The 18,477-nt window shown below is 58.2% G+C and carries 19 protein-coding genes and 1 pseudogene; 18 read left to right on the top strand and 2 right to left on the bottom strand.

Annotation, left to right across the window (positions count from 1 at the left end; all coding sequences use genetic code 11):
* Window positions 1–26 precede the first annotated feature (26 nt).
* Genes ACP4CD_RS10580 through ACP4CD_RS10535 form a run of 10 tightly spaced genes read left to right on the top strand, consistent with a single transcriptional unit; the run spans window position 27 to window position 9,653 of the window.
* A complete protein-coding gene (locus ACP4CD_RS10580; RefSeq protein ID WP_426994517.1) occupies window positions 27–656 on the top strand; it encodes a phosphoribosylanthranilate isomerase in 630 nt (209 codons plus the stop codon).
* Window positions 653–1,855 carry a tryptophan synthase subunit beta gene (gene trpB / locus ACP4CD_RS10575; RefSeq protein ID WP_071155012.1) on the top strand — a complete coding sequence of 401 codons (1,203 nt, stop codon included), beginning with the start codon at window positions 653–655 and terminating at the stop codon, window positions 1,853–1,855. Before ACP4CD_RS10580 ends, trpB begins: the two co-directional genes overlap by 4 nt.
* A complete protein-coding gene (trpA, locus tag ACP4CD_RS10570) occupies window positions 1,852–2,655 on the top strand; it encodes a tryptophan synthase subunit alpha (RefSeq protein WP_064026270.1) in 804 nt (267 codons plus the stop codon). Before trpB ends, trpA begins: the two co-directional genes overlap by 4 nt.
* A gap of 26 nt (window positions 2,656–2,681) precedes the next feature.
* Window positions 2,682–3,605, top strand: a complete 924-nt coding sequence (accD, locus tag ACP4CD_RS10565) for an acetyl-CoA carboxylase, carboxyltransferase subunit beta (RefSeq protein WP_426994516.1) — start codon at window positions 2,682–2,684, stop codon at window positions 3,603–3,605.
* Between the two features lie 11 nt (window positions 3,606–3,616).
* Window positions 3,617–4,999: a bifunctional tetrahydrofolate synthase/dihydrofolate synthase gene (gene folC, locus ACP4CD_RS10560; protein WP_426994515.1), complete on the top strand. Its 1,383-nt coding sequence runs from the start codon at window positions 3,617–3,619 to the stop codon at window positions 4,997–4,999.
* The gene (locus tag ACP4CD_RS10555) at window positions 4,944–5,735 is read left to right on the top strand and encodes an SPOR domain-containing protein (protein WP_426994514.1); all 792 of its coding nucleotides are present in this window, start codon (window positions 4,944–4,946) and stop codon (window positions 5,733–5,735) included. The genes folC and ACP4CD_RS10555 overlap by 56 nt, the downstream gene beginning before the upstream one ends.
* A 22-nt stretch (window positions 5,736–5,757) precedes the next feature.
* Window positions 5,758–6,276 carry a CvpA family protein gene (locus ACP4CD_RS10550; protein ID WP_175463627.1) on the top strand — a complete coding sequence of 173 codons (519 nt, stop codon included), beginning with the start codon at window positions 5,758–5,760 and terminating at the stop codon, window positions 6,274–6,276.
* A gap of 12 nt (window positions 6,277–6,288) precedes the next feature.
* A complete protein-coding gene (purF, locus tag ACP4CD_RS10545) occupies window positions 6,289–7,797 on the top strand; it encodes an amidophosphoribosyltransferase (protein ID WP_071155016.1) in 1,509 nt (502 codons plus the stop codon).
* Window positions 7,797–9,029, top strand: a complete 1,233-nt coding sequence (locus tag ACP4CD_RS10540; RefSeq protein WP_426994513.1) for an O-succinylhomoserine sulfhydrylase — start codon at window positions 7,797–7,799, stop codon at window positions 9,027–9,029. The genes purF and ACP4CD_RS10540 overlap by 1 nt, the downstream gene beginning before the upstream one ends.
* A gap of 48 nt (window positions 9,030–9,077) precedes the next feature.
* Entirely contained in the window at window positions 9,078–9,653 is a 576-nt protein-coding gene (locus tag ACP4CD_RS10535) for a PilZ domain-containing protein (protein WP_426994512.1), read from the top strand.
* 9 nt (window positions 9,654–9,662) lie between these two features.
* Here the strand turns inward: ACP4CD_RS10535 and grxC are convergent, their stop codons facing one another.
* Together grxC and ACP4CD_RS10525 are read right to left on the bottom strand one after the other, a co-directional pair.
* On the bottom strand, window positions 9,663–9,917 hold the full coding sequence (grxC, locus tag ACP4CD_RS10530) for a glutaredoxin 3 (protein WP_064029016.1): 255 nt from the start codon (window positions 9,915–9,917) through the stop codon (window positions 9,663–9,665).
* 34 nt (window positions 9,918–9,951) lie between these two features.
* Window positions 9,952–10,602 (bottom strand): class II aldolase/adducin family protein, encoded by a 651-nt coding sequence (locus ACP4CD_RS10525; RefSeq protein ID WP_064029018.1) that lies wholly within the window; start codon window positions 10,600–10,602, stop codon window positions 9,952–9,954.
* On the opposite strand from ACP4CD_RS10525, the pseudogene ACP4CD_RS10520 reads away from it, so the two are divergent.
* From ACP4CD_RS10520 to nusB, 8 genes and pseudogenes are all read left to right on the top strand, one after another.
* Window positions 10,495–11,433 (top strand): annotated as a pseudogene (locus ACP4CD_RS10520) (hypothetical protein); the annotation flags it as partial. The gene ACP4CD_RS10525 and the pseudogene ACP4CD_RS10520 overlap by 108 nt on opposite strands.
* A gap of 758 nt (window positions 11,434–12,191) precedes the next feature.
* A complete protein-coding gene (locus ACP4CD_RS10515) occupies window positions 12,192–14,021 on the top strand; it encodes a mechanosensitive ion channel domain-containing protein (RefSeq protein WP_426994511.1) in 1,830 nt (609 codons plus the stop codon).
* A gap of 69 nt (window positions 14,022–14,090) precedes the next feature.
* On the top strand, window positions 14,091–14,552 hold the full coding sequence (nrdR, locus tag ACP4CD_RS10510) for a transcriptional regulator NrdR (RefSeq protein ID WP_064028947.1): 462 nt from the start codon (window positions 14,091–14,093) through the stop codon (window positions 14,550–14,552).
* On the top strand, window positions 14,539–15,630 hold the full coding sequence (gene ribD, locus ACP4CD_RS10505; RefSeq protein WP_426994510.1) for a bifunctional diaminohydroxyphosphoribosylaminopyrimidine deaminase/5-amino-6-(5-phosphoribosylamino)uracil reductase RibD: 1,092 nt from the start codon (window positions 14,539–14,541) through the stop codon (window positions 15,628–15,630). The genes nrdR and ribD overlap by 14 nt, the downstream gene beginning before the upstream one ends.
* A gap of 34 nt (window positions 15,631–15,664) precedes the next feature.
* Window positions 15,665–16,321: a riboflavin synthase gene (locus ACP4CD_RS10500; protein ID WP_426994509.1), complete on the top strand. Its 657-nt coding sequence runs from the start codon at window positions 15,665–15,667 to the stop codon at window positions 16,319–16,321.
* Complete coding sequence (gene ribBA, locus ACP4CD_RS10495) at window positions 16,318–17,424, top strand: bifunctional 3,4-dihydroxy-2-butanone-4-phosphate synthase/GTP cyclohydrolase II (RefSeq protein WP_064028953.1); 1,107 nt, start codon at window positions 16,318–16,320, stop codon at window positions 17,422–17,424. The genes ACP4CD_RS10500 and ribBA overlap by 4 nt, the downstream gene beginning before the upstream one ends.
* A 124-nt stretch (window positions 17,425–17,548) precedes the next feature.
* Window positions 17,549–18,022, top strand: a complete 474-nt coding sequence (ribH, locus tag ACP4CD_RS10490; protein ID WP_064028955.1) for a 6,7-dimethyl-8-ribityllumazine synthase — start codon at window positions 17,549–17,551, stop codon at window positions 18,020–18,022.
* A complete protein-coding gene (nusB, locus tag ACP4CD_RS10485) occupies window positions 18,022–18,471 on the top strand; it encodes a transcription antitermination factor NusB (protein WP_426994508.1) in 450 nt (149 codons plus the stop codon). The genes ribH and nusB overlap by 1 nt, the downstream gene beginning before the upstream one ends.
* Window positions 18,472–18,477 lie beyond the last annotated feature (6 nt).

Raw genomic sequence — 18,477 nt, 5'->3', positions numbered from 1 at the left:
CGCCGCTTTTTTTCAGAGACGTTTCGATGCGGACCCGCGTTAAAATTTGCGGATTTACCAGGGTAGACGACGCGCTTGACGCGGCTGGATTGGGGGTCGATGCGATCGGCTTGGTGTTTTATCCACCCAGCCCTCGCCACGTCGAGATCGGGGCGGCCGCCGCGATAGCCAGAGCCTTGCCGGCCTTCGTTTCGGTGGTCGGCTTGTTTGTCGACGCGGAACCTGACTGGATTCGAAGCGTATTGGGCCAAGTTCGGATCGACTGCCTGCAATTTCACGGCGACGAAACGCCGGAGGCTTGCCGAATCTACGACAAATCCTACATCAAGGCAGTGCGGATGAGGCCTGAAATCGATCTCGACGGCTTGCAGCGCCAATATCCGGATGCGGCCGGGCTGTTGTTGGATGCTTATCATCCGGGTTTGCCGGGCGGCAGCGGCCAGCGCTTCGATTGGGAGTTGATCCCGACGGCCAGACAACTGCCTGTGATTCTGGCCGGCGGTTTGACGCCGGACAATGCCGGCGACGCGGTGCGCGCGGTGCGGCCTTATGCGCTGGATGTCAGCAGCGGCGTCGAGGCGGGTAAGGGTGTCAAGGACGCGGCGAAAATGGCTGACTTTATAAGAACGACCAACCTAGCGACATTAGAATTATGACAGACAAGTACCAAATGCCGGACGCCCGGGGCCATTTCGGGCCTTACGGCGGTATTTTCGTGGCGGAAACGCTGATGCCGGCGATTACCGAGCTGAACGAAGCCTATCAACGCTATATTCAAGACCCGGAATTCGTTGCCGAGCTCGATGCGGACTTGCGCGATTACGTCGGCCGGCCGTCGCCGCTGTACCATGCCCAGCGCTGGAGCCAACATCTGGGCGGCGCTCAAATTTATCTGAAGCGCGAAGATCTGAACCACACCGGCGCTCATAAGGTCAACAATACCGTCGGCCAGGCCTTGCTGGCTAAGCGCATGGGCAAGACCCGCATCATCGCCGAAACCGGCGCCGGCCAGCATGGCGTGGCGACCGCGACCGTCGCGGCGCGGTTGGGTTTGGAATGCGTGGTCTATATGGGCGCCGTCGATGTCGCCCGCCAAGCCTTGAACGTGTATCGGATGAAATTGCTCGGAGCCACCGTGGTGCCGGTCGAATCAGGCTCGAAAACCCTGAAGGACGCCTTGAACGAAGCCCTGCGCGATTGGGTGACCAATATCGACAATACCTTCTATATCATCGGCACCGTGGCGGGTCCTCACCCGTATCCGGCGATGGTTAGAGACTTTCAGGCCGTGATCGGCCGCGAAGCCCGTCAACAATGTCTCGCCCAAGCCGGTAAATTGCCGGACGCCTTGGTGGCTTGCGTTGGAGGCGGTTCCAATGCGATCGGCTTGTTTTATCACTTTATCGACGATGCCGGCGTCAAAATGTACGGTGTCGAGGCGGCCGGCGACGGCATCGCCACCGGTCGCCACTCCGCGCCGTTGTCGGCCGGACGGCCCGGCGTGTTGCACGGTAACCGCACCTATCTAATGGCCGACGACGACGGCGAAATCATCGAAACCCATTCGATTTCGGCCGGTCTGGACTATCCCGGCGTCGGACCCGAGCATGCTTGGCTGAAGGACACCGGTCGCGCCGAATATCCCAACATCACCGACGACGAAGCCTTGGAGGGCTTCCACGCCTTGACCCGGATGGAAGGCATCATTCCGGCATTGGAGTCCAGCCACGCACTGGCCTACACGATGAAATTGGCGCCGACGATGGCTAAGGACCAAGTGATCATCGTCAATTTGTCCGGCCGCGGCGACAAGGACATGCACACCATCATGCAACGCGAAGGAATTAGCTTATGAGCCGTTTAGCCGCCAAATTCGCCGAACTGAAGGCGTCCGGCCGCAAGGCCTTGATTCCGTTCATTACCGCCGGCGATCCTTATCCCGAATTCACCGTGCCCTTGCTGCACGAGATGGTCGCCGCCGGTGCCGACGTGATCGAACTGGGCGTGCCGTTTTCCGATCCGATGGCCGACGGTCCGGTGATACAGCGAGCCAGCGAACGCGCCTTGGCCCACCATGTCGGTTTACGCAAGGTATTGACGATGGCGATGGAATTTCGCAAAACCAATCAAGTCACGCCGCTGGTGTTGATGGGCTATTTGAATCCTATCGAAATCATGGGCTACGAAGGCTTTGCCAACGCGGTACAGCGTGCCGACGTGGACGGTGTTTTGACCGTCGATTTGCCGCCGGAGGAGTCCGATGAGTGCGTCAAACTGTTGCGCGAGCGGGGCGTCGATCAAATCTTTTTGTTGGCGCCGAATACCACCGCCGAGCGCATTCAAAAGATGCACGCGGTCGGTAGCGGTTATTTGTATTACGTATCGTTGAAAGGCGTGACCGGCGCCGGCCATCTGGATACCGCCGACGTCGAGGATAAATTGCAATTGATCAAAGCCAACACCGACCTGCCGGTTGGCGTCGGCTTCGGCGTTAAGGATGCCGAAACCGCGAAAACCATCGCCAATATCGCCGACGGCGTGGTGGTCGGCAGCGCGTTGATCAGTAAGATCGAGGCGAATCTCGACGATCCCGAGCAGGCCCGGCGTGAAATCATCGGCTTGTTGAAGTCCATGCGCCAAGCGATGGACAGTTAAACAGTGGTTAGCGGAGTAGTTTACGCATGAGTTGGTTTGAAAAATTAGTTCCCTCGGTGATTAGGACCGAAAGTACCCCGAAACGTACCTCGGTGCCCGAAGGCTTGTGGAGTAAGTGTCCGCGTTGCGATGCAATTTTGTTCAACGCCGAATTGGTCAAGAATTTCCATGTGTGCCCGAAATGCAGCCACCATCTGCGCATTTCGGCGCGTGCCCGCCTGGATATCTTTTTGGATGAAGGCGAGCGCGTCGAAATCGGTGCCGGCCTGAAACCCAGCGATCCTCTGAAATTCAAGGACAGCAAGAGTTACAAGGACCGCATCAAACAGGCGCAAAAACAAAGTAACGAAAACGATGCATTGGTGACGATGCGCGGCAAACTGATGGGCGAGGGCATCGTCGCGGCGGCTTTCGACTTCGGTTTCATGGGCGGCTCGATGGGTTCGGTGGTCGGCGAGCGTTTCGTGCGAGGCATTAACGAAAGCTTGCGCACCGGTTTTCCGTTCATCGTGTTTACCGCCAGCGGCGGGGCGCGGATGCAGGAGTCGCTGTATTCGTTGTTTCAGATGACTAAAACCAGCGCGGCGTTGACCAAATTGGCCGAGGCCGGGATTCCCTATATCTCGTTCATGACCGATCCGACGATGGGTGGCGTGTCGGCCAGTCTGGCCATGCTCGGTGATATCAACGCGGCCGAACCGGAAGCTTTGATCGGTTTCGCCGGTCCTCGCGTGATCGAACAGACCGTTCGGGAAAAACTGCCGGAAGGATTTCAGCGTAGCGAATTCTTGCGCGAGCACGGCGCAATCGACATGATTATCGACCGACGGGAGATGCGCGAAAAAATTGCATCGATACTGGCGATGCTATGCGTCGGCCGTTCGACTGGGGCGGCGCAGGGCGGCGAAAGTTATGCCGATTCCGGAGACGCCGGAGCGGGCCAGGGGTAGTCGCGGTCGCAATGGCGCGCTTCGAGACGCTTCAGGCATGGCTAAACTGGCAGGAACAACTACACCCCAAGTCTATCGATCTGGGACTGGCGAGAGTCGCCGGCGTGTATGCCCGGCTTCGATCAGACCGTCCGGCGCCGCTGACCGTGACCGTGGCCGGGACCAACGGCAAGGGTTCCTGCGTGGCGTTTTTGGAAGCGATCTACCGAGCGCAGGGTTATAAAGTCGGGGCCTACACCTCGCCGCACATTCTGCGGTATAACGAACGTATTCGCATCGCCGGGCGATCGGCCGGCGATGCGGAGATTTGCGATGCTTTCGCCCGCATCGATGCCGCACGGGGCGAGACCAGTCTGAGTTATTTCGAATTCGGTACGCTGGCGGCCCTGGATTTGTTTGCCCGCGCCGATGTCGATGTGCAGTTGCTGGAAGTAGGGCTTGGCGGCCGACTCGATGCGGTCAACATCGTCGACCCGGACGCGACTTTAGTGACGACGATCGCGCTGGACCATGTCGATTGGTTGGGCAACACTGTCGAAGCTATCGCTCGGGAGAAGGCCGGGATTTTTCGGCCGGGTGTTCCGGCCGTCATCGGCGACCAACAACCGCCGGCTTCGCTATTGGCGACCGCAGCGGAAATCGGCGCCGTGACCTTGCGCATCGGCGCCGCCTACCGTTATCGCAAACGGGGCGAAGTCTGGGATTGGCTGGGCGAATCCGCCGAACTGCTGGGATTGCCGGTGCCAGCCTTGCAGGGCGAACATCAGTACCGCAACGCTTCGGCGGTCATCGCCACCGTCCAGGCGTCGAACGGGCGGCTGCCGGTCGGGGCGGAGGCGATACGGAGGGGCGTGGCCGAGGCCCGCTTGAATGGGCGGTTTCAGCTCATTGATGGCAGCCATCCGGTGTTGCTGGATGTCGGTCATAATCCGCAGGCGGTGGGGACCTTGCTGGAGTATCTCAGCGAAAGCTTCCCCAATGCCAAGATACGCGCGGTGTTCGCGATGATGAAGGACAAGGACATTGCCGGCGTGATTCGGATCATGGCCGATCGGGTCGCCGAGTGGCATCTCGCGCCGCTGGCCAATCCGCGCGCCGCGCCGCCCGAAACGATTGCGGCACTGTTTCCGCCCGAACTGCGCGACCGCGTTCGCGACGGCTATCCGGATTTTTCCGCCGCCTACCGAGCGGCCAGCGGGCAGGCCGGGCCCGGCGAACTGACGCTGATTTTCGGTTCTTTTTTCTGGTATCCGAATATTTATCTAATTTTCCCAGAGGTGCTTGAGTATGGATCAGGAGTTAAAGCAACGATTGATTGGCGCCGCGGTAATTACCGCGTTGGCCGCCATCTTCGTGCCGATGTTGTTCGACGACCCAATCGACGAAACCGGTAAAACCATCAACGAATTGAAAATCCCGGAAGTGCCGGCCAAGACTCAGGATGTAGAATTCATGCCGCTGCCCGATAAGCCGGAAGCGGTGGCCGAAACCGCGCCGGCTGGCGAGCCGCCGGTCGGCGAAGTCCCGGCGCCGAGAGCGGTGGCGGAGGAAGGTGAAGGGGAAGCGGCGCTCGAGGCGCCGAAACCGCAATTGAAACTGGGCGCTCGGGAAACCTTGCCGCTTCCCAAGAAAGCGGCGCCGGCTCCGACGCGCGCGCCGACGCCTGTCGTGGGTGACGACGAAGAACCGGTGGTGGCCGAGGCCGAAGACGTACCGCCGCCGCGTCCGACCAAATTGCCGGCGCCGACCGCGGCACCGGCCGTACAGCCCTTGGCTCAGGTCGCGCCCAGTGCCATCGCCAAGCCGAAGCCGACAAAATTACCGGAAACCAAACCCGAGACGGTCGTTGCACCGGCGACCGCGCCGGCCGTTAAGGCGCCGGTCGGCGGAGAGGAAAGCAACCGCTGGTATTTGCAGGTCGGTACGTTTAGTCAGAAACCGAACGCGGCCGCATTGCAAGAAAGTCTGAAACAACAAGGTTTCGCCGCGTCGGTCAAGGAGTTCGCCAGCGATAAGGGGTCGGTGTTCAAAGTCCGGATCGGCCCTATCGTCGATAAGGCCAAGGCTCAAGCGATCAAGGCTAAACTGGCGCAAATCAACGTAAACAGTTTTGTTTCGCCGGACGAGTAAGCTAACGATCCCGGTTTAAGCGATGCTGGATTTTGTGCCTTGGCAGCAAATGCTATGGGTCGATTACCTGATTATCGTCATCGTGGGCGGTTCGGCCCTGATGGGTTTGTTTCGCGGCTTCGTCAAGGAGGCGTTCGCGCTGACGATATGGTCGGTCGCGGTCTGGGTCGGTGTGCACTACAGCCGCGATGTGGCGGTATTGTTGCAGTCGACGATCAGTTATCCGTCGGCCCGCGCCGCCGCGGCGTTTGCGCTGCTGTTTTTCGCGACCTTGATTCTGGGCAGTTTGATCAGCTTTTTATTAAGTCAGTTGATCGAATCCACCGGATTGACCGGTAGCGATCGCTTGTTAGGCATGCTGTTCGGCATCGTGCGCGGTTCGGTGCTGGTGGCCTTGCTGGTGATGATGGCCGGCGTGACGCCGCTGCCGGAAGACCCTTGGTGGAAACAGTCGGTTCTCATTCCGCCGTTCCAGGCGCTGGCCTTGTGGTTGAAAAACCATATGCCGGCAGGTTTGGCGGATTACATTCATTATCGTTAAATCGGATCAGCTATGTGTGGTATTGCGGCAATCGTTTCTCATCAAAGCGTTAATCAGGATCTCTACGACGCCCTGACGGTGTTGCAGCATCGCGGCCAGGATGCCGCCGGCATCGTCACCTGCGACGGCGGGCGCTTGCATTTGCGTAAGGATAACGGGCTGGCGCGCGACGTGTTTTCAACCGAGCAAATGATGAAGCTGAAAGGCAATATGGGGATCGCCCACGTGCGTTACCCGACGGCCGGTTGCACCAGTTCGGCCGAAGCCCAACCGTTTTACGTCAACTCGCCGTTCGGCCTGACGCTGGCGCACAACGGCAACTTGACCAATACCGAGGAATTGAAGCGGCAGGTGTTCGTCGACGATCAGCGCCATATCAACACCGACTCGGACTCCGAGGTGTTGTTGAACGTGTTCGCCCACGAGCTGCAACAGTTCGGCAAGCTGCGTTTGACCGTCGACGACGTGTTCCAGGCGGTCAGCGCGGTCCACAAACGTTGCCGAGGCGCTTACGCGGTGGTCGTGATGATCGCCGGTTTCGGCGTGTTGGGTTTTCGCGATCCGCACGGCATTCGGCCGATCGTGTATGGCGAACGCAAATCGGATGAAGGCATCGAATACATGATCGCTTCGGAAAGCGTGGCCTTGGACGTGTTGGATTTTCGCTTGATTCGCGATTTAGCGCCCGGCGAAGCGGTGTTTATCGAGGCTTCCGGCAAACTGCATACCCGGCAGTGTGCCGAAACCACCGATCATTGTCCGTGTATTTTCGAATACGTCTATTTCGCCCGGCCCGATTCCATTATCGACAACATTTCGGTGTACAAAGCCCGGATGCGAATGGGTAAGAAACTGGCCGAAAAAATTCAGCGGGAATGGCCGGATCACGATATCGACGTCGTGATTCCGATTCCGGATACCAGCCGCACCGCCGCCTCGCAGATCGCCCACGATCTGGGCGTCAAGTTTCGCGAAGGCTTCATGAAAAATCGCTATATCGGCCGGACCTTCATCATGCCCGGCCAGAAGATGCGGAAGAAGTCGGTCAAGCAAAAGCTGAATGCGATTTCGCTGGAATTCGACGGCAAGAACGTGTTGTTGGTCGACGATTCGATCGTGCGCGGCACCACCTCCGAGCAGATCATTCAAATGGCCCGTGATGCCGGTGCCAAGAAAGTCTACTTCGCATCGGCCGCGCCGCCGGTGCGCTATCCCAACGTTTACGGCATCGACATGCCGGCCGCGCGCGAGTTGATCGCCCACGACCGGAGCGAGGAGGACGTTTGCAAGGCCTTGGGCGCCGATAAATTGATATTCCAAGATCTGAGCGATTTGATCGAAGCGGTCGGCAGGGGTAATCCCAATATTAAGCATTTCGATACTTCGTGTTTTAGCAGCGAATACATCACCGGCGACATCGACATGGCGTATCTGGCGCGTATCGAGGCCCTGCGCAACGATCACGCGCAGTCGCAGCGCAATGGCAGCAACTTCATCATCGATATGCAGGTGGCGAAATAATGAGCGAATTCGATTGGCAAGACTTCGGGCCGGAGACCCAGGCGATTCGGGCAGGCCAGCGCCGAACCCACGAAGACGAACATAGCATGCCGATTTTCGCGACCTCCAGCTACGTGTTTCAGTCCGCCGAACAAGCGGCTTTGCGCTTTACCGGTCAGCAAGCGGGCAATATTTATTCACGCTTCACCAACCCGACGGTCGCCGCCTTCCAGGCGCGTTTGGCGCTGTTGGAACAGGGCGAACGCTGTTTGGCGTTTGCGTCAGGGATGGCGGCCATCATGGCGGTCGGGATGGCTTTGCTGAAGGCCGGTGACCACGTGGTTTGCTCGCGCAGCGTGTTCGGCAACACCGTGTTGGCGTTTCAAAATTACTTCGGCAAATTCGGGGTCGAAACCGACTTCGTGGCCTTGACCGATCCGGCGGCCTGGGAGGCGGCCATCAAGCCGAATACTCGGCTTTTGTTCCTGGAAACGCCATCGAATCCGCTGATCGAGATCGCCGACATTCGCGTGTTGGCCGACATCGCCCACCGCCACGGCGCCTTGTTGGTGGTGGACAACGTGTTTTGCACGCCGATCCTGCAGAAGCCGTTGTTGCTGGGTGCGGATCTGGTCGTGCATTCCGCGACCAAATACATCGACGGACAGGGCCGTTGCGTCGGCGGCGCGGTGGTCGGCAGCGAAGCCTTGATCGAAAAACAGGTCTATCCCTATCTGCGGACCGGCGGCGCGACGATGAGTCCGTTCAACGCCTGGGTGTTTTTGTCCGGTCTGGAAACCTTGGCCGTGCGAATGCAGGCGCATTGCGACCGAGCTTTCGAACTGGCTCAATGGCTGGAAAGCCAGCCGGCGGTCGCCAAGGTGCATTATCCGGGTCTTAGCTCACACGCCCAGCACGAACTGGCTAAACGCCAGCAAACCCATTTCGGCGCGGTCGTCAGTTTCGAATTGCGCGGAGGCAAGGACGAGGCCTGGCGGCTGATCGATTCTACTCGGATGCTGTCGATTACCGCCAATCTGGGTGACGTCAAAACCACGATCACCCATCCCGCGACCACCACGCATGGCCGCCTGTCGCCGGAGGCTCGCGCCGAAGCCGGCATCAAGGACAGCTTGGTGCGGATTTCGGTCGGTTTGGAGAATCTCGACGATATCAAAGCCGACTTGCTGGCGGGTTTATCGGCCGCGAACGTCGAGAACGCTGGTCGCGCGACGGTCGCCGATTCGGCGTAGTGCGAAATATCGGCTATCTTTGTCCGAACTATCACCTGGATTTTCAGTATGTTTCAAGACCGCAAGGAATACCGGAAAAACTTTAGCGCCGAAGGTTTTTTATATGTCGGCGGCGAGGTATTGAAACTCGGTTGTTACGATGTCTCGTTGAAAGGCGCGATGATCGAGGTGGAACCCGGCGAACTGCTGAGCGGTATTGCCGAGTTCGAAAGCCTGCTGGCCGAGGACCGCCGCGCCGAGATCTTCGTCGAGGCCCTGTCGCTGGCCGGCGAAGTCGATATCGTCTGGGTCAAGCGCGAACGCCAACGGATCATGATGGGCTTGGAGTTTCGCGATGTGGTCCACAACGCCCAAAAACTTTGGCGGCGGAGGCGGGGCTATCGGAAAACGGAAAGCTTCGAGGTCGATCTGTTCATCGATAAGGATCGCTACAGCGCGGAAGGTATCAACCGTTCTACCGAAGGCATGTGCTTGCGCGTCCAGGCGCCGGCTTCGGCGAAGATCGGCGCCCCGGTCAAGCTACAAGTCAATCAATTGGGTTTTAGCGCGCTCGGCAAAGTGGTTTGGGTGGAAGCCAACGATTTGGCTTGCCGATTCGGCGTGCAATTGGTGATCGTTAAATAGTCGAGGCCTTCAAGCCTGCAACAAAGGGTCGAGTTCGCGGCCCACATCCAATGCATAGAGATCGTCGAAGCCGCCGATGTGGCGGTCGCCGATGTATATTTGCGGCACGGTGCGGCGGCGGGTCTTCTCCATGACTTCCTCGCGCAAACCCGGTTCGCTGTCGACGTCGATTTCGGTGTAACTCGCGCCTTTCTTGTCGAACAAACGCTTGGCCATCGTGCAATACGGGCAGAGTTTCGCGGTATAGATGATGATTTCCGGCATGATAAAATTAATAAATACTAATGAATGCTGCATTTTAGCGGGCTGGCGGGCATTGCTCAATAGCGATCGCTCGGCTCAATTGGCAAAGCAGCTGGCAAGCGGCGTCGGCCAAGCTGGTTCCGAAGGCGACGACACCGTCGAGATGGCCCAGCATTGTAAATAACGGTAGGGCCTGCAAGTCGCCGTTGGCGAACAGTTCGGCGACAGCCTCCGCCATTCGCGGCGTGCCGTACGGAATGTCGGCGCCGGTGTGGGGCAAGGCCAGCGCGGCGGTTTGCCGCCAAATTTCCGGGCTGTGCACATGGATGACGGCTTGCGCGTCCGGGCATTCGCGGTACACGCCGGCATGGGTCAGCGCTTCCGACGACGGTTGGCAGGCGCCGCGCGAACACAGCCGATTTTGTTCGGGAACGGCCTCGACGACCCAGACGAATTGCCGGGCCTCGAGTTGCGGCAAGTGACCGGTTTGGGTGCCGGAGATGATAAATTCGTCGCGGCCGGGAACCAGTCGCCGGCTGATGTTGCCGAAACCCAAGCCATCGTAACGGTCGGGGACCCGGCCGATCAGACCCAAACGATGCATGATCGATCGCCAGGCGTTCAGTTCGGCGAAGCCGAAGTCGACCGGCAAATCGGCGAGCTGATGCTCGAGCCGGTATTTGATCACGCCTTCGCGGTCGCTCATGATGTTTTTCCGTTTATTTTCACGTTTTCCCAAGCGCGCATGAAGCCACATTCGTTCAAAATCGGCCTGGTTTGGCCGCTGTTATTATTGTTTTTCAGTGTAACGCTTGCTCATGCCGCAAATCAAAAGGCGGCGATCAAGCCGGCGTCGATCGCAGACATCAAACAGCGGATTCAGTTCGTCAAGGATAAGCAGAACCTGGGCGAGGACTTGAAAAATCGCATCTTGTCCGCTTATTACGAAAGCGAGGATAACCTTAACGAAACCGAAGCTCAGGACGCTCAAGCCGAGTCGTTCAAACAGGCTTTGAACAGCTTGCCGCTGGAAACCAAGCGCATTGCCAAGCAGATCGAAGAAGCCGAAGCCAACCTGAAGAATCGCCGGCCGGAACGTTGGTCGCTGTTTCCGACCGACGAGTTGGAGCAGCGTTTAATCATCGAGAAAACCAAACTTAGCGATTTGGATGCCGAAATCAGCCGAGTCGAAGCGCAGATCGGCGAGTTGATGAATCGGCCGCAATTGCTCAGGGAAAAGGTTTCGGAACTGAAGGGCAAGCAGGCCAGCAGCCAACAGGAACAGCAATTGCTCGCCAGCCGGGGCGGGGACAATCTTTACGAGAAAGAAGCCAGCCAAATTCAGTTGGAAACTCGCGTCAAGTTGCTGAACAGTACCTTGAAGACGCTGGAACTGGAAAACATCAGCAATCCGCTGCGCTTACAGGCGCAAAAGGACAGGATGCATTTGTTGAATTTGCAGCGAGAGCAACTGGCCATGCTGATCGCCGATCTGGACAATCACTTGCTCGACCGTCGTCAGCAATTGATCGACAAGGAGCGTGACGAGTTGTTGCAGGCGGAGAAGGACGCCGAGGGCAAGCATCCGTTGATCCGCGAAGCGACTAAGGAAAACATGCGCTACAACCGCAGTTTGCAGGCGGTCAATAAGAACATGGAGCAGTACCTGATTCAAAAAAACGAGATGGATGCCCGATACAAGCAGTTGGAAAAGGACTACCAGAGCGCCGAGCAAAAAATCTCGCTGGCCGGCTTGAGTCCGGCGCTGGGCAATCTGTTGCGCGAGCAGCGTCGTAACATTCCGCAACATAAGCAGTTCGGCGCGCTGAACGACGAGATTCAAGATCAGATCGCGCTGACCAGTCTGGAAAGCTTCAAGCTCGACGAAGCCAAGAAAAATCTGTCCGATATCAATCAGACCTTACTGAACCGGGTGGCCCAATTGCCGGCCGATACCGACGACGCCGAGAAACTCCGAATCCGTGCCGAGTTGCGCCTGTTATTGAACGACCAGAAGGATTTGGTGGTTCGCTTGGCCGGGGTTAACACCGAATACGCCCGCGTGTTGGGCGACGTCGATTTCAGCTTGCAGCAAATGCTGGGTATCGCCGATAAATTCGGCGCCTACCTCGATCAGCGTTTGCTATGGGTGCCGAGTGCGCCGGTCATCGATCAGCAGTATCTAAAAGATATTGTGCACTCGGTCTTTGGTTTTTTGACCCCGGTAATTGGCGGCAAGTCGCTCAGGGATTTTGGGATGGCCTGGTTCATAATCCGGTATCGGTGCTGGTCGGCTTGGCGATCGTTTTGCTGCACTGGCGGTTTCGCAAGTCGGTCAAACTTCGGCTGGAAACCTTGCTGCGCGGCAATGCCGCCAACGCCAGTGTCGGTGAAACTTTGTCGGCACTGGTTTACCTGGGGCTGCTGTCCTTGTACGGTGCGTTGCTGATGGCGTGGATAGGCGGCGTGCTGGCATTGAACGCCCGTGCCGATTTTTTCAGCCGCTCGTTTGCCGAAGGATTGCTTTCCACTGCGTCGGCCTTGTGCGTGGTGCAATTTTCGTTTCGCTTGTTCAAGCCGTCCGGGGTCGCGGAAACCTTGTTTCAATGGCCCAACCAAGTTGCGCAGTTGCTGTACCGCCAGATCAAATGGTTGCGTTTTTTGCTGGTGCCCAGCGTTTTCGTGACCGCGATGACCGGTAGCGATTTGTTTTCGGAGCACAGCTATGCGTTGGGACGCACCGCGCTGATTGTGCTGATGCTGGCGTTTACCTATGTTTTTCATTGCCTGGCCCATCCGCAAACCGGTTTGGCCAAGAGTTTTTACCGGCTGTCGCACGGCTGGCTGAGCCGCTTGCGCTTCGTTTGGTACGCGATCGCGGTATTGACACCGTTGGTCATCGTCGGTTTCGCGGTGGCGGGTTATTACCAAAGCGCGCTGGAACTTTACGAAAAACTGGTTTACAGCCTGCGGTTGATGTTCGCGACCGCGTTGTTGTATGCGCTGATCTTGCGCTGGTTTCGGCACACCGAGCGCCAACTGGCCTTGCGCAACGCCAAGCAAAAGCGCAAGCAGGCCGAGCAAGTGCAAACCAGTAGCGCCGCCGACGAGGCTTTCTCGCCCGACAAGGACTTATTGGACATCACCAAAATCAATCAGCAGGGACGCAAACTGCTGACGACGCTGGTCATGGCGACGATGTTGGTCGGCTTCTGGGCGATCTGGAGCGATATTTTGCCGGCCTTTTCGGTGTTCGATAACGTCGTGCTCTGGCAATACGGGCAGATGATCGACGGCAAGGACGCGCAGCAACCGGTGACGTTGATTAATTTGTTGATCTGCTTGCTCTACGGCGGTTTGGCGTTTGTGTTTGCCAGCAATTTTCCCGCTTTGGTAGATCTGTTGACGGTCGGCAAATTCGCGATGACGGCCGGCAGCCGCTACGCCCTGATTCAACTGGTGCGTTACACGTTGACCGCGATTACCTTTCTGGCCGTGGCCAATGAACTTGGCGGCAGTTGGTCGCAAGTGCAATGGCTGGTGGCGGCGCTGTCGGTGGGGCTGGGTTTTGGCTTGCAGGAGATTTTCGCCAACATGGTATCGGGTATCATCTTGCTGTTCGAGCGGCCCATCCGGGTTGGCGATACCGTCACGGTTGGCGATGTGACCGGTCGGGTCAGCCGCATTCAAATGCGCGCGACCCATATCGTCGATTGGGATCGCAAGGAATTGGTGGTGCCGAACAAAACCTTCATCACCGACCGATTGATCAACTGGACTTTGTCCGATACCGTGACGCGGGTGATGGTTCCGGTCAGCGTCGCCTACGGCAGCGACATCGAGATCGTCGAGCGGATTTTGCGTGAGGCCATCAAGGCAACCGAGCTGGTGTTGCCTGAGCCGGAGCCTGCAGTGAATTTCGTCGGTTTCGGCGAAAGTTCGCTGGATTTCAAAATCCAAGTGTTTGTCAGCGAACTCGCCGAGCGGGCAACGGTGACCCATCAACTGCACGTCGGCATTTACAACGCGTTGCAATCCCATCATATCGAGATTCCTTATCCGCAACGCGACGTACATATCCGCTCGATCGCCGACGGAATTCTGCCGGATCGCGGGGTGTCTTGAGCGAACGATTTCGAGATAACCCCGTTCTGTAATAGAATGGCCGACTTTTAGCCTAGATAGTTTGCCGATATGCGTTGTCCGTTTTGTGCCGCGCAGGATACCCGCGTCATCGATACCCGCCTGGCGGACGATGGCGATCAGGTCAAGCGCCGCCGCGAGTGCGTGGCTTGCAAGGAGCGCTTTACCACCTTCGAAGTGGTCGAATTGGCCCTGCCACGCATCGTCAAGCGCAGCGGAGCTAGGCAGAGTTTCGACGAAAATAAATTGCGGGCCGGCATGCTACGCGCTTTGGAAAAGCGGCCGGTTCAAGTCGATGCGGTCGAAGCGGCGATCAGCCGGATCAAGAAAGTACTGGTTACCCGCGGCGAGCGGGAAATACCGGCGCTGGCGCTGGGCGAACTGGTGATGCAGGAACTCAGTCAACTGGATCATGTCGCCTTCGTGCGCTTCGCCTCGGTCTATCGCAGTTTTCAGGATGTCAGCGAATTCACCCGGATGATAGAGACACTGCAGCAACATGATCCAGGCTAGTTCGGACGCCTATTTCATGGCGCGCGCGGTCAAATTGGCCGAGCGCGGGCTGTATACCACCGATCCGAATCCTCACGTCGGTTGCGTACTGGTCAGGGGCGGCGAAATCCTTGGCGAAGGCTGGACACAACGCGCCGGATTTGCTCATGCCGAAGTCGACGCGCTGAATAAAACCCCCGATGCGCGCGGCGCGACCGCTTACGTGACCTTGGAGCCATGTAGCCATCACGGTAAGACCGGCCCGTGTACCGAAGCCTTGTTGGCCGCCGGCATTGCCAGGGTCGTCGTGGCGATGGTGGATCCCAATCCGCTGGTGGCCGGACGCGGCCTGCAAAAATTGCGCGACGCCGGCGTCGAAGTCGTTTGCGGCGTGCTGCAACAGGAAGCCGAAAAGCTCAATCCAGGCTTTTTCAAACGGATGCGGCTCGGTTTGCCGTGGATACGCAGTAAACTGGCGATGAGTTTGGATGGCCGCACCGCGATGGCCAGCGGCGAAAGTCAATGGATCACGTCTCCGCAAGCTCGCGCCGACGTCCAGCGCTGGCGGGCCGCTAGCAGCGCCATCGTTACCGGCATAGCGACGGTGCTGGCCGACGACCCGCGCATGAGCGCCCGTGTGGATTTCGATGCGGAACAGCCGATCAAGGTGGTGTTGGATTCCGGCTTGCGTTTGCCGCCGACTGCCAAGCTGTTCGATGCCGGCGCCGAGGTCTGGGTATTGACTTGCAGCCAAGACACCGAGAAGGCCGATGGCTTGCGCGCGGTCGGTTGCCGGATTTTTCAAATCGGCGCCAGCGGTGGACACGTCGATTTGCCGCAAGCCTTTCGTTGCTTGGCCGAGCAGCAAATCAACAGCGTCTGGGTCGAAGCCGGCGCGACCCTGAATGGCGCCTTGTTGGACAGCGGACTGGTCGACGAATGGTTGTTTTACCTAGCGCCCTGCGTGTTGGGTAGCGAGGGTTTGGGCTTGTTTCATTTGCCCGGCCTACAGCGTCTGGCGGACAAAAAGTCCTTACGTTTGCAGGAAACTCGCCAAGTGGGTCCCGATCTGCGGCTACGTTATCGTTACGAAGCCTGATATAGTCATTTCTTAAGCAAACCGGAATTTCATCATGTTTACCGGAATCATCCTGGCGGTCGGCCGAATCTCGGCGATTCAGTCTCGCGGCGGAGACTGCCGTCTGCAAATACACACCGGCAAATTGTCGCTGGCGGGTGCCGCGCTCGGCGACAGCATTGCCGTCAATGGCGTCTGCCTGACCGCGGTTGAATTGGGCGAACACCATTTCGTCGCCGACGTGTCCAACGAAACCTTGTCGCGAACCACCTTGAGAAATGCCGTGGCCGGCACCCCGGTCAACCTGGAACTGGCGCTGATGCCGTCCAGCCGCCTTGGCGGTCACATCGTCAGCGGCCACGTGGACGGCATCGGCGGCGTCGTCGAAAAGCAGCCTGACGGCCGGTCGATCCGCTTCAAGTTTAAGGCGCCCGATGAGCTGGCTAAATATATCGCCGAGAAAGGTTCGATTTGCATCGACGGCATCAGTCTGACCGTCAACAGCGTCGACGGCGCGTTTTTTTCGGTCAACATCGTGCCGCATACCTTGGCCGAAACCACGCTCGGCCAGATTGAAGTCGGCGGCAACGTTAACCTGGAAGTCGATTTGCTGGCCCGTTACCTGGAGCGACTGATGAAGGGCGAAGCGGCGGCTCGTTGCGGCGGTGGCGTCACCGAAGCTTTGTTACATAACGCAGGATTCATGCAATGAACACAACCGAAGAGATTATCGAAGACCTGCGACGCGGCAAAATGGTCATCATCATGGACGACGAGGATAGGGAAAACGAGGGCGATTTATTGATGGCCGCCGCGTTTGCCCGCCCGGAGGACATCAATTTCATGGCCAAATACGGCCGGGGCTTGATCTGTCTGACCTTGACCCGCGAGCGCTGCCAACAATTGCGCTTGCCGCTGATGGTCAACGATAACAAAACCCCGTACACGACCAATTTTACGGTATCGATCGAGGCGGCCGAGGGCGTGACCACCGGCATATCCGCCGCCGATCGGGCCTTGACCGTGCAACGCGCCGTCGCGCCGAACGCTCAGCCCGGCGACTTGGTGCAACCCGGCCATATTTTTCCGTTGATGGCCCAAGCCGGCGGCGTGTTGAATCGAGCCGGTCATACCGAGGCCGGTTGCGATCTGGCGCGCTTGGCCGGCGTCGAGCCGGCGGCGGTCATCGTCGAAATTCTGAACGACGACGGTTCGATGGCGCGTCGTCCCGATCTGGAGGCCTTCGCCGAGCAGCACAATCTGAAAATCGGCACGATCGCCGATTTGATCCATTATCGGATCAAGCACGAAAACACCTTGGAGCGGATTGCCGAATGCGCGTATCCGACCGAGTTCGGCGATTTTCGACTCTACGCTTATCAAGATCGTAACGACGACAACGTGCATCTGGCTCTGGTGCTGGGTGAGGTCGCCGGCGAGGAACCGGTCCTGGTCAGAGTGCATGCCCGCAACGTCGTCGACGATTTGTTTTGCTCCAAGCGTAGCGATTGCAGTCTGCCGATCCGCGAGGCCATGCGGCGGATCGCCGAAGCCGGGCGCGGCGTGCTGGTATTGATTCGCCAGAACGAGAACAACAAGGCACTGGTCGAATTGATCCATGCTTACCAGATGCAGGACAACGGCATCAAAAGCCAAGCCAGCGCCGAAGTCGGCTGGCGCACCACCGGTACCGGTTCGCGAATCTTGGCCGATTTGGGCGTGCGTCGCCTGAAGGTGATGGGTGCCAAGAAAAATTACATCGGTCTGGCTGGTTTCGATCTGGAGATCGTCGAACAAGTCGAGTTCGGCGTTTGATCGCGATTTTTCGGGGCGCCGCACGCCGAAACCGCGTAAAATTAGCGGCCTTTTTATTTGCGCGGCGGCCGGTGTTTCGGTGCCGACCGCCGCGTCGTCATCGCTCAACTCTATTGGATAAGTTATGTCAGTCAGTATCGTAGAAGGTCATTTGTCGGCCCAGGGCGGCAAGTTTTGCATCGTTTCCTCGCGTTTCAACAGCTTCATCGTCGGCCAATTGGAAGCCGGCGCCATCGACGCGTTGGTCCGCCACGGCGCCGCCGAAGCCGACATCAAGTTGATCAAAGTGCCGGGCGCTTTCGAATTGCCGGTGGCGGTGCAACGCATCGCGGCCGCGAAAAAATACGATGCGATCATCGTACTGGGCGCGGTGATTCGCGGCGGTACTCCGCATTTCGAATACGTGGCCGGCGAATGCGTCAAGGGCATCGCCCAAGTTGCGTTGCAGTACGACGTACCGGTCAGCTTCGGCGTGTTGACGGTCGACAGCATCGAACAAGCCATCGAGCGCGCCGGCACCAAGGCCGGCAACAAGGGCGCCGAAGCGGCGATGTCAGCCATCGAAATGGTCAGCCTGTTCAACAACCTGAGCCTTTAATGAGTCAAGCCAAAACCAACGCCAGAAAATGCGCGGTTCAGGCGCTGTATCAATGGCAGATGTCGGGCGATAGCCTGAGCCGCATCGAAACCTATTTCCTGGAAGAAGAGCATCTGAAGGGCGCGCAAAAAAGCTATTTCAGCGAGATTTTTCACGGCGTGCCCAAGCAACTGGATATCGTCGATGCGGCGTTGGCCGGTTTTGTCGATCGGCCCATCGAAAAAATCGATCCGGTCGAGCGGGCGATACTGCGGATAGGCGCTTACGAGTTGATTTACCGGTTGGAAACGCCGTTCAAAGTGATCATCAACGAAGCCGTCAACTTGGCCAAGTGTTTCGGCGCGGAAGGTAGCCACAAATACGTCAACGGCATTCTTGACAAAGTCTCCCAGACTCAGCGAGCGGTCGAAATCGCCGCTAAGCAGAAGCAAGGGTTGCCGAAAATCTGACGGGCG

The organism is Methylomonas stagni (genome assembly GCF_050154735.1).
GTDB lineage: Bacteria > Pseudomonadota > Gammaproteobacteria > Methylococcales > Methylomonadaceae > Methylomonas > Methylomonas koyamae_A.
This window is presented reverse-complemented; position numbering and strand designations above follow the sequence as displayed.

Bases quoted from the DNA above. Each gene is read 5' to 3' on its own strand.
- folC (WP_426994515.1), top strand. From the start codon at position 3,617: ATGGCGCGCTTCGAGACGCTTCAGGCATGGCTAAACTGGCAGGAACAA.
- ACP4CD_RS10525 (WP_064029018.1), bottom strand. From the start codon at position 10,602: ATGAGCGACCGCGAAGGCGTGATCAAATACCGGCTCGAGCATCAGCTC.
- grxC (WP_064029016.1), bottom strand. From the start codon at position 9,917: ATGCCGGAAATCATCATCTATACCGCGAAACTCTGCCCGTATTGCACG.
- ribD (WP_426994510.1), top strand. From the start codon at position 14,539: ATGATCCAGGCTAGTTCGGACGCCTATTTCATGGCGCGCGCGGTCAAA.
- trpA (WP_064026270.1), top strand. From the start codon at position 1,852: ATGAGCCGTTTAGCCGCCAAATTCGCCGAACTGAAGGCGTCCGGCCGC.
- ACP4CD_RS10500 (WP_426994509.1), top strand. From the start codon at position 15,665: ATGTTTACCGGAATCATCCTGGCGGTCGGCCGAATCTCGGCGATTCAG.
- ACP4CD_RS10580 (WP_426994517.1), top strand. From the start codon at position 27: ATGCGGACCCGCGTTAAAATTTGCGGATTTACCAGGGTAGACGACGCG.
- ACP4CD_RS10550 (WP_175463627.1), top strand. From the start codon at position 5,758: ATGCTGGATTTTGTGCCTTGGCAGCAAATGCTATGGGTCGATTACCTG.
- ACP4CD_RS10540 (WP_426994513.1), top strand. From the start codon at position 7,797: ATGAGCGAATTCGATTGGCAAGACTTCGGGCCGGAGACCCAGGCGATT.
- nrdR (WP_064028947.1), top strand. From the start codon at position 14,091: ATGCGTTGTCCGTTTTGTGCCGCGCAGGATACCCGCGTCATCGATACC.
- ACP4CD_RS10535 (WP_426994512.1), top strand. From the start codon at position 9,078: ATGTTTCAAGACCGCAAGGAATACCGGAAAAACTTTAGCGCCGAAGGT.
- accD (WP_426994516.1), top strand. From the start codon at position 2,682: ATGAGTTGGTTTGAAAAATTAGTTCCCTCGGTGATTAGGACCGAAAGT.
- trpB (WP_071155012.1), top strand. From the start codon at position 653: ATGACAGACAAGTACCAAATGCCGGACGCCCGGGGCCATTTCGGGCCT.
- ribBA (WP_064028953.1), top strand. From the start codon at position 16,318: ATGAACACAACCGAAGAGATTATCGAAGACCTGCGACGCGGCAAAATG.
- nusB (WP_426994508.1), top strand. From the start codon at position 18,022: ATGAGTCAAGCCAAAACCAACGCCAGAAAATGCGCGGTTCAGGCGCTG.
- purF (WP_071155016.1), top strand. From the start codon at position 6,289: ATGTGTGGTATTGCGGCAATCGTTTCTCATCAAAGCGTTAATCAGGAT.
- ribH (WP_064028955.1), top strand. From the start codon at position 17,549: ATGTCAGTCAGTATCGTAGAAGGTCATTTGTCGGCCCAGGGCGGCAAG.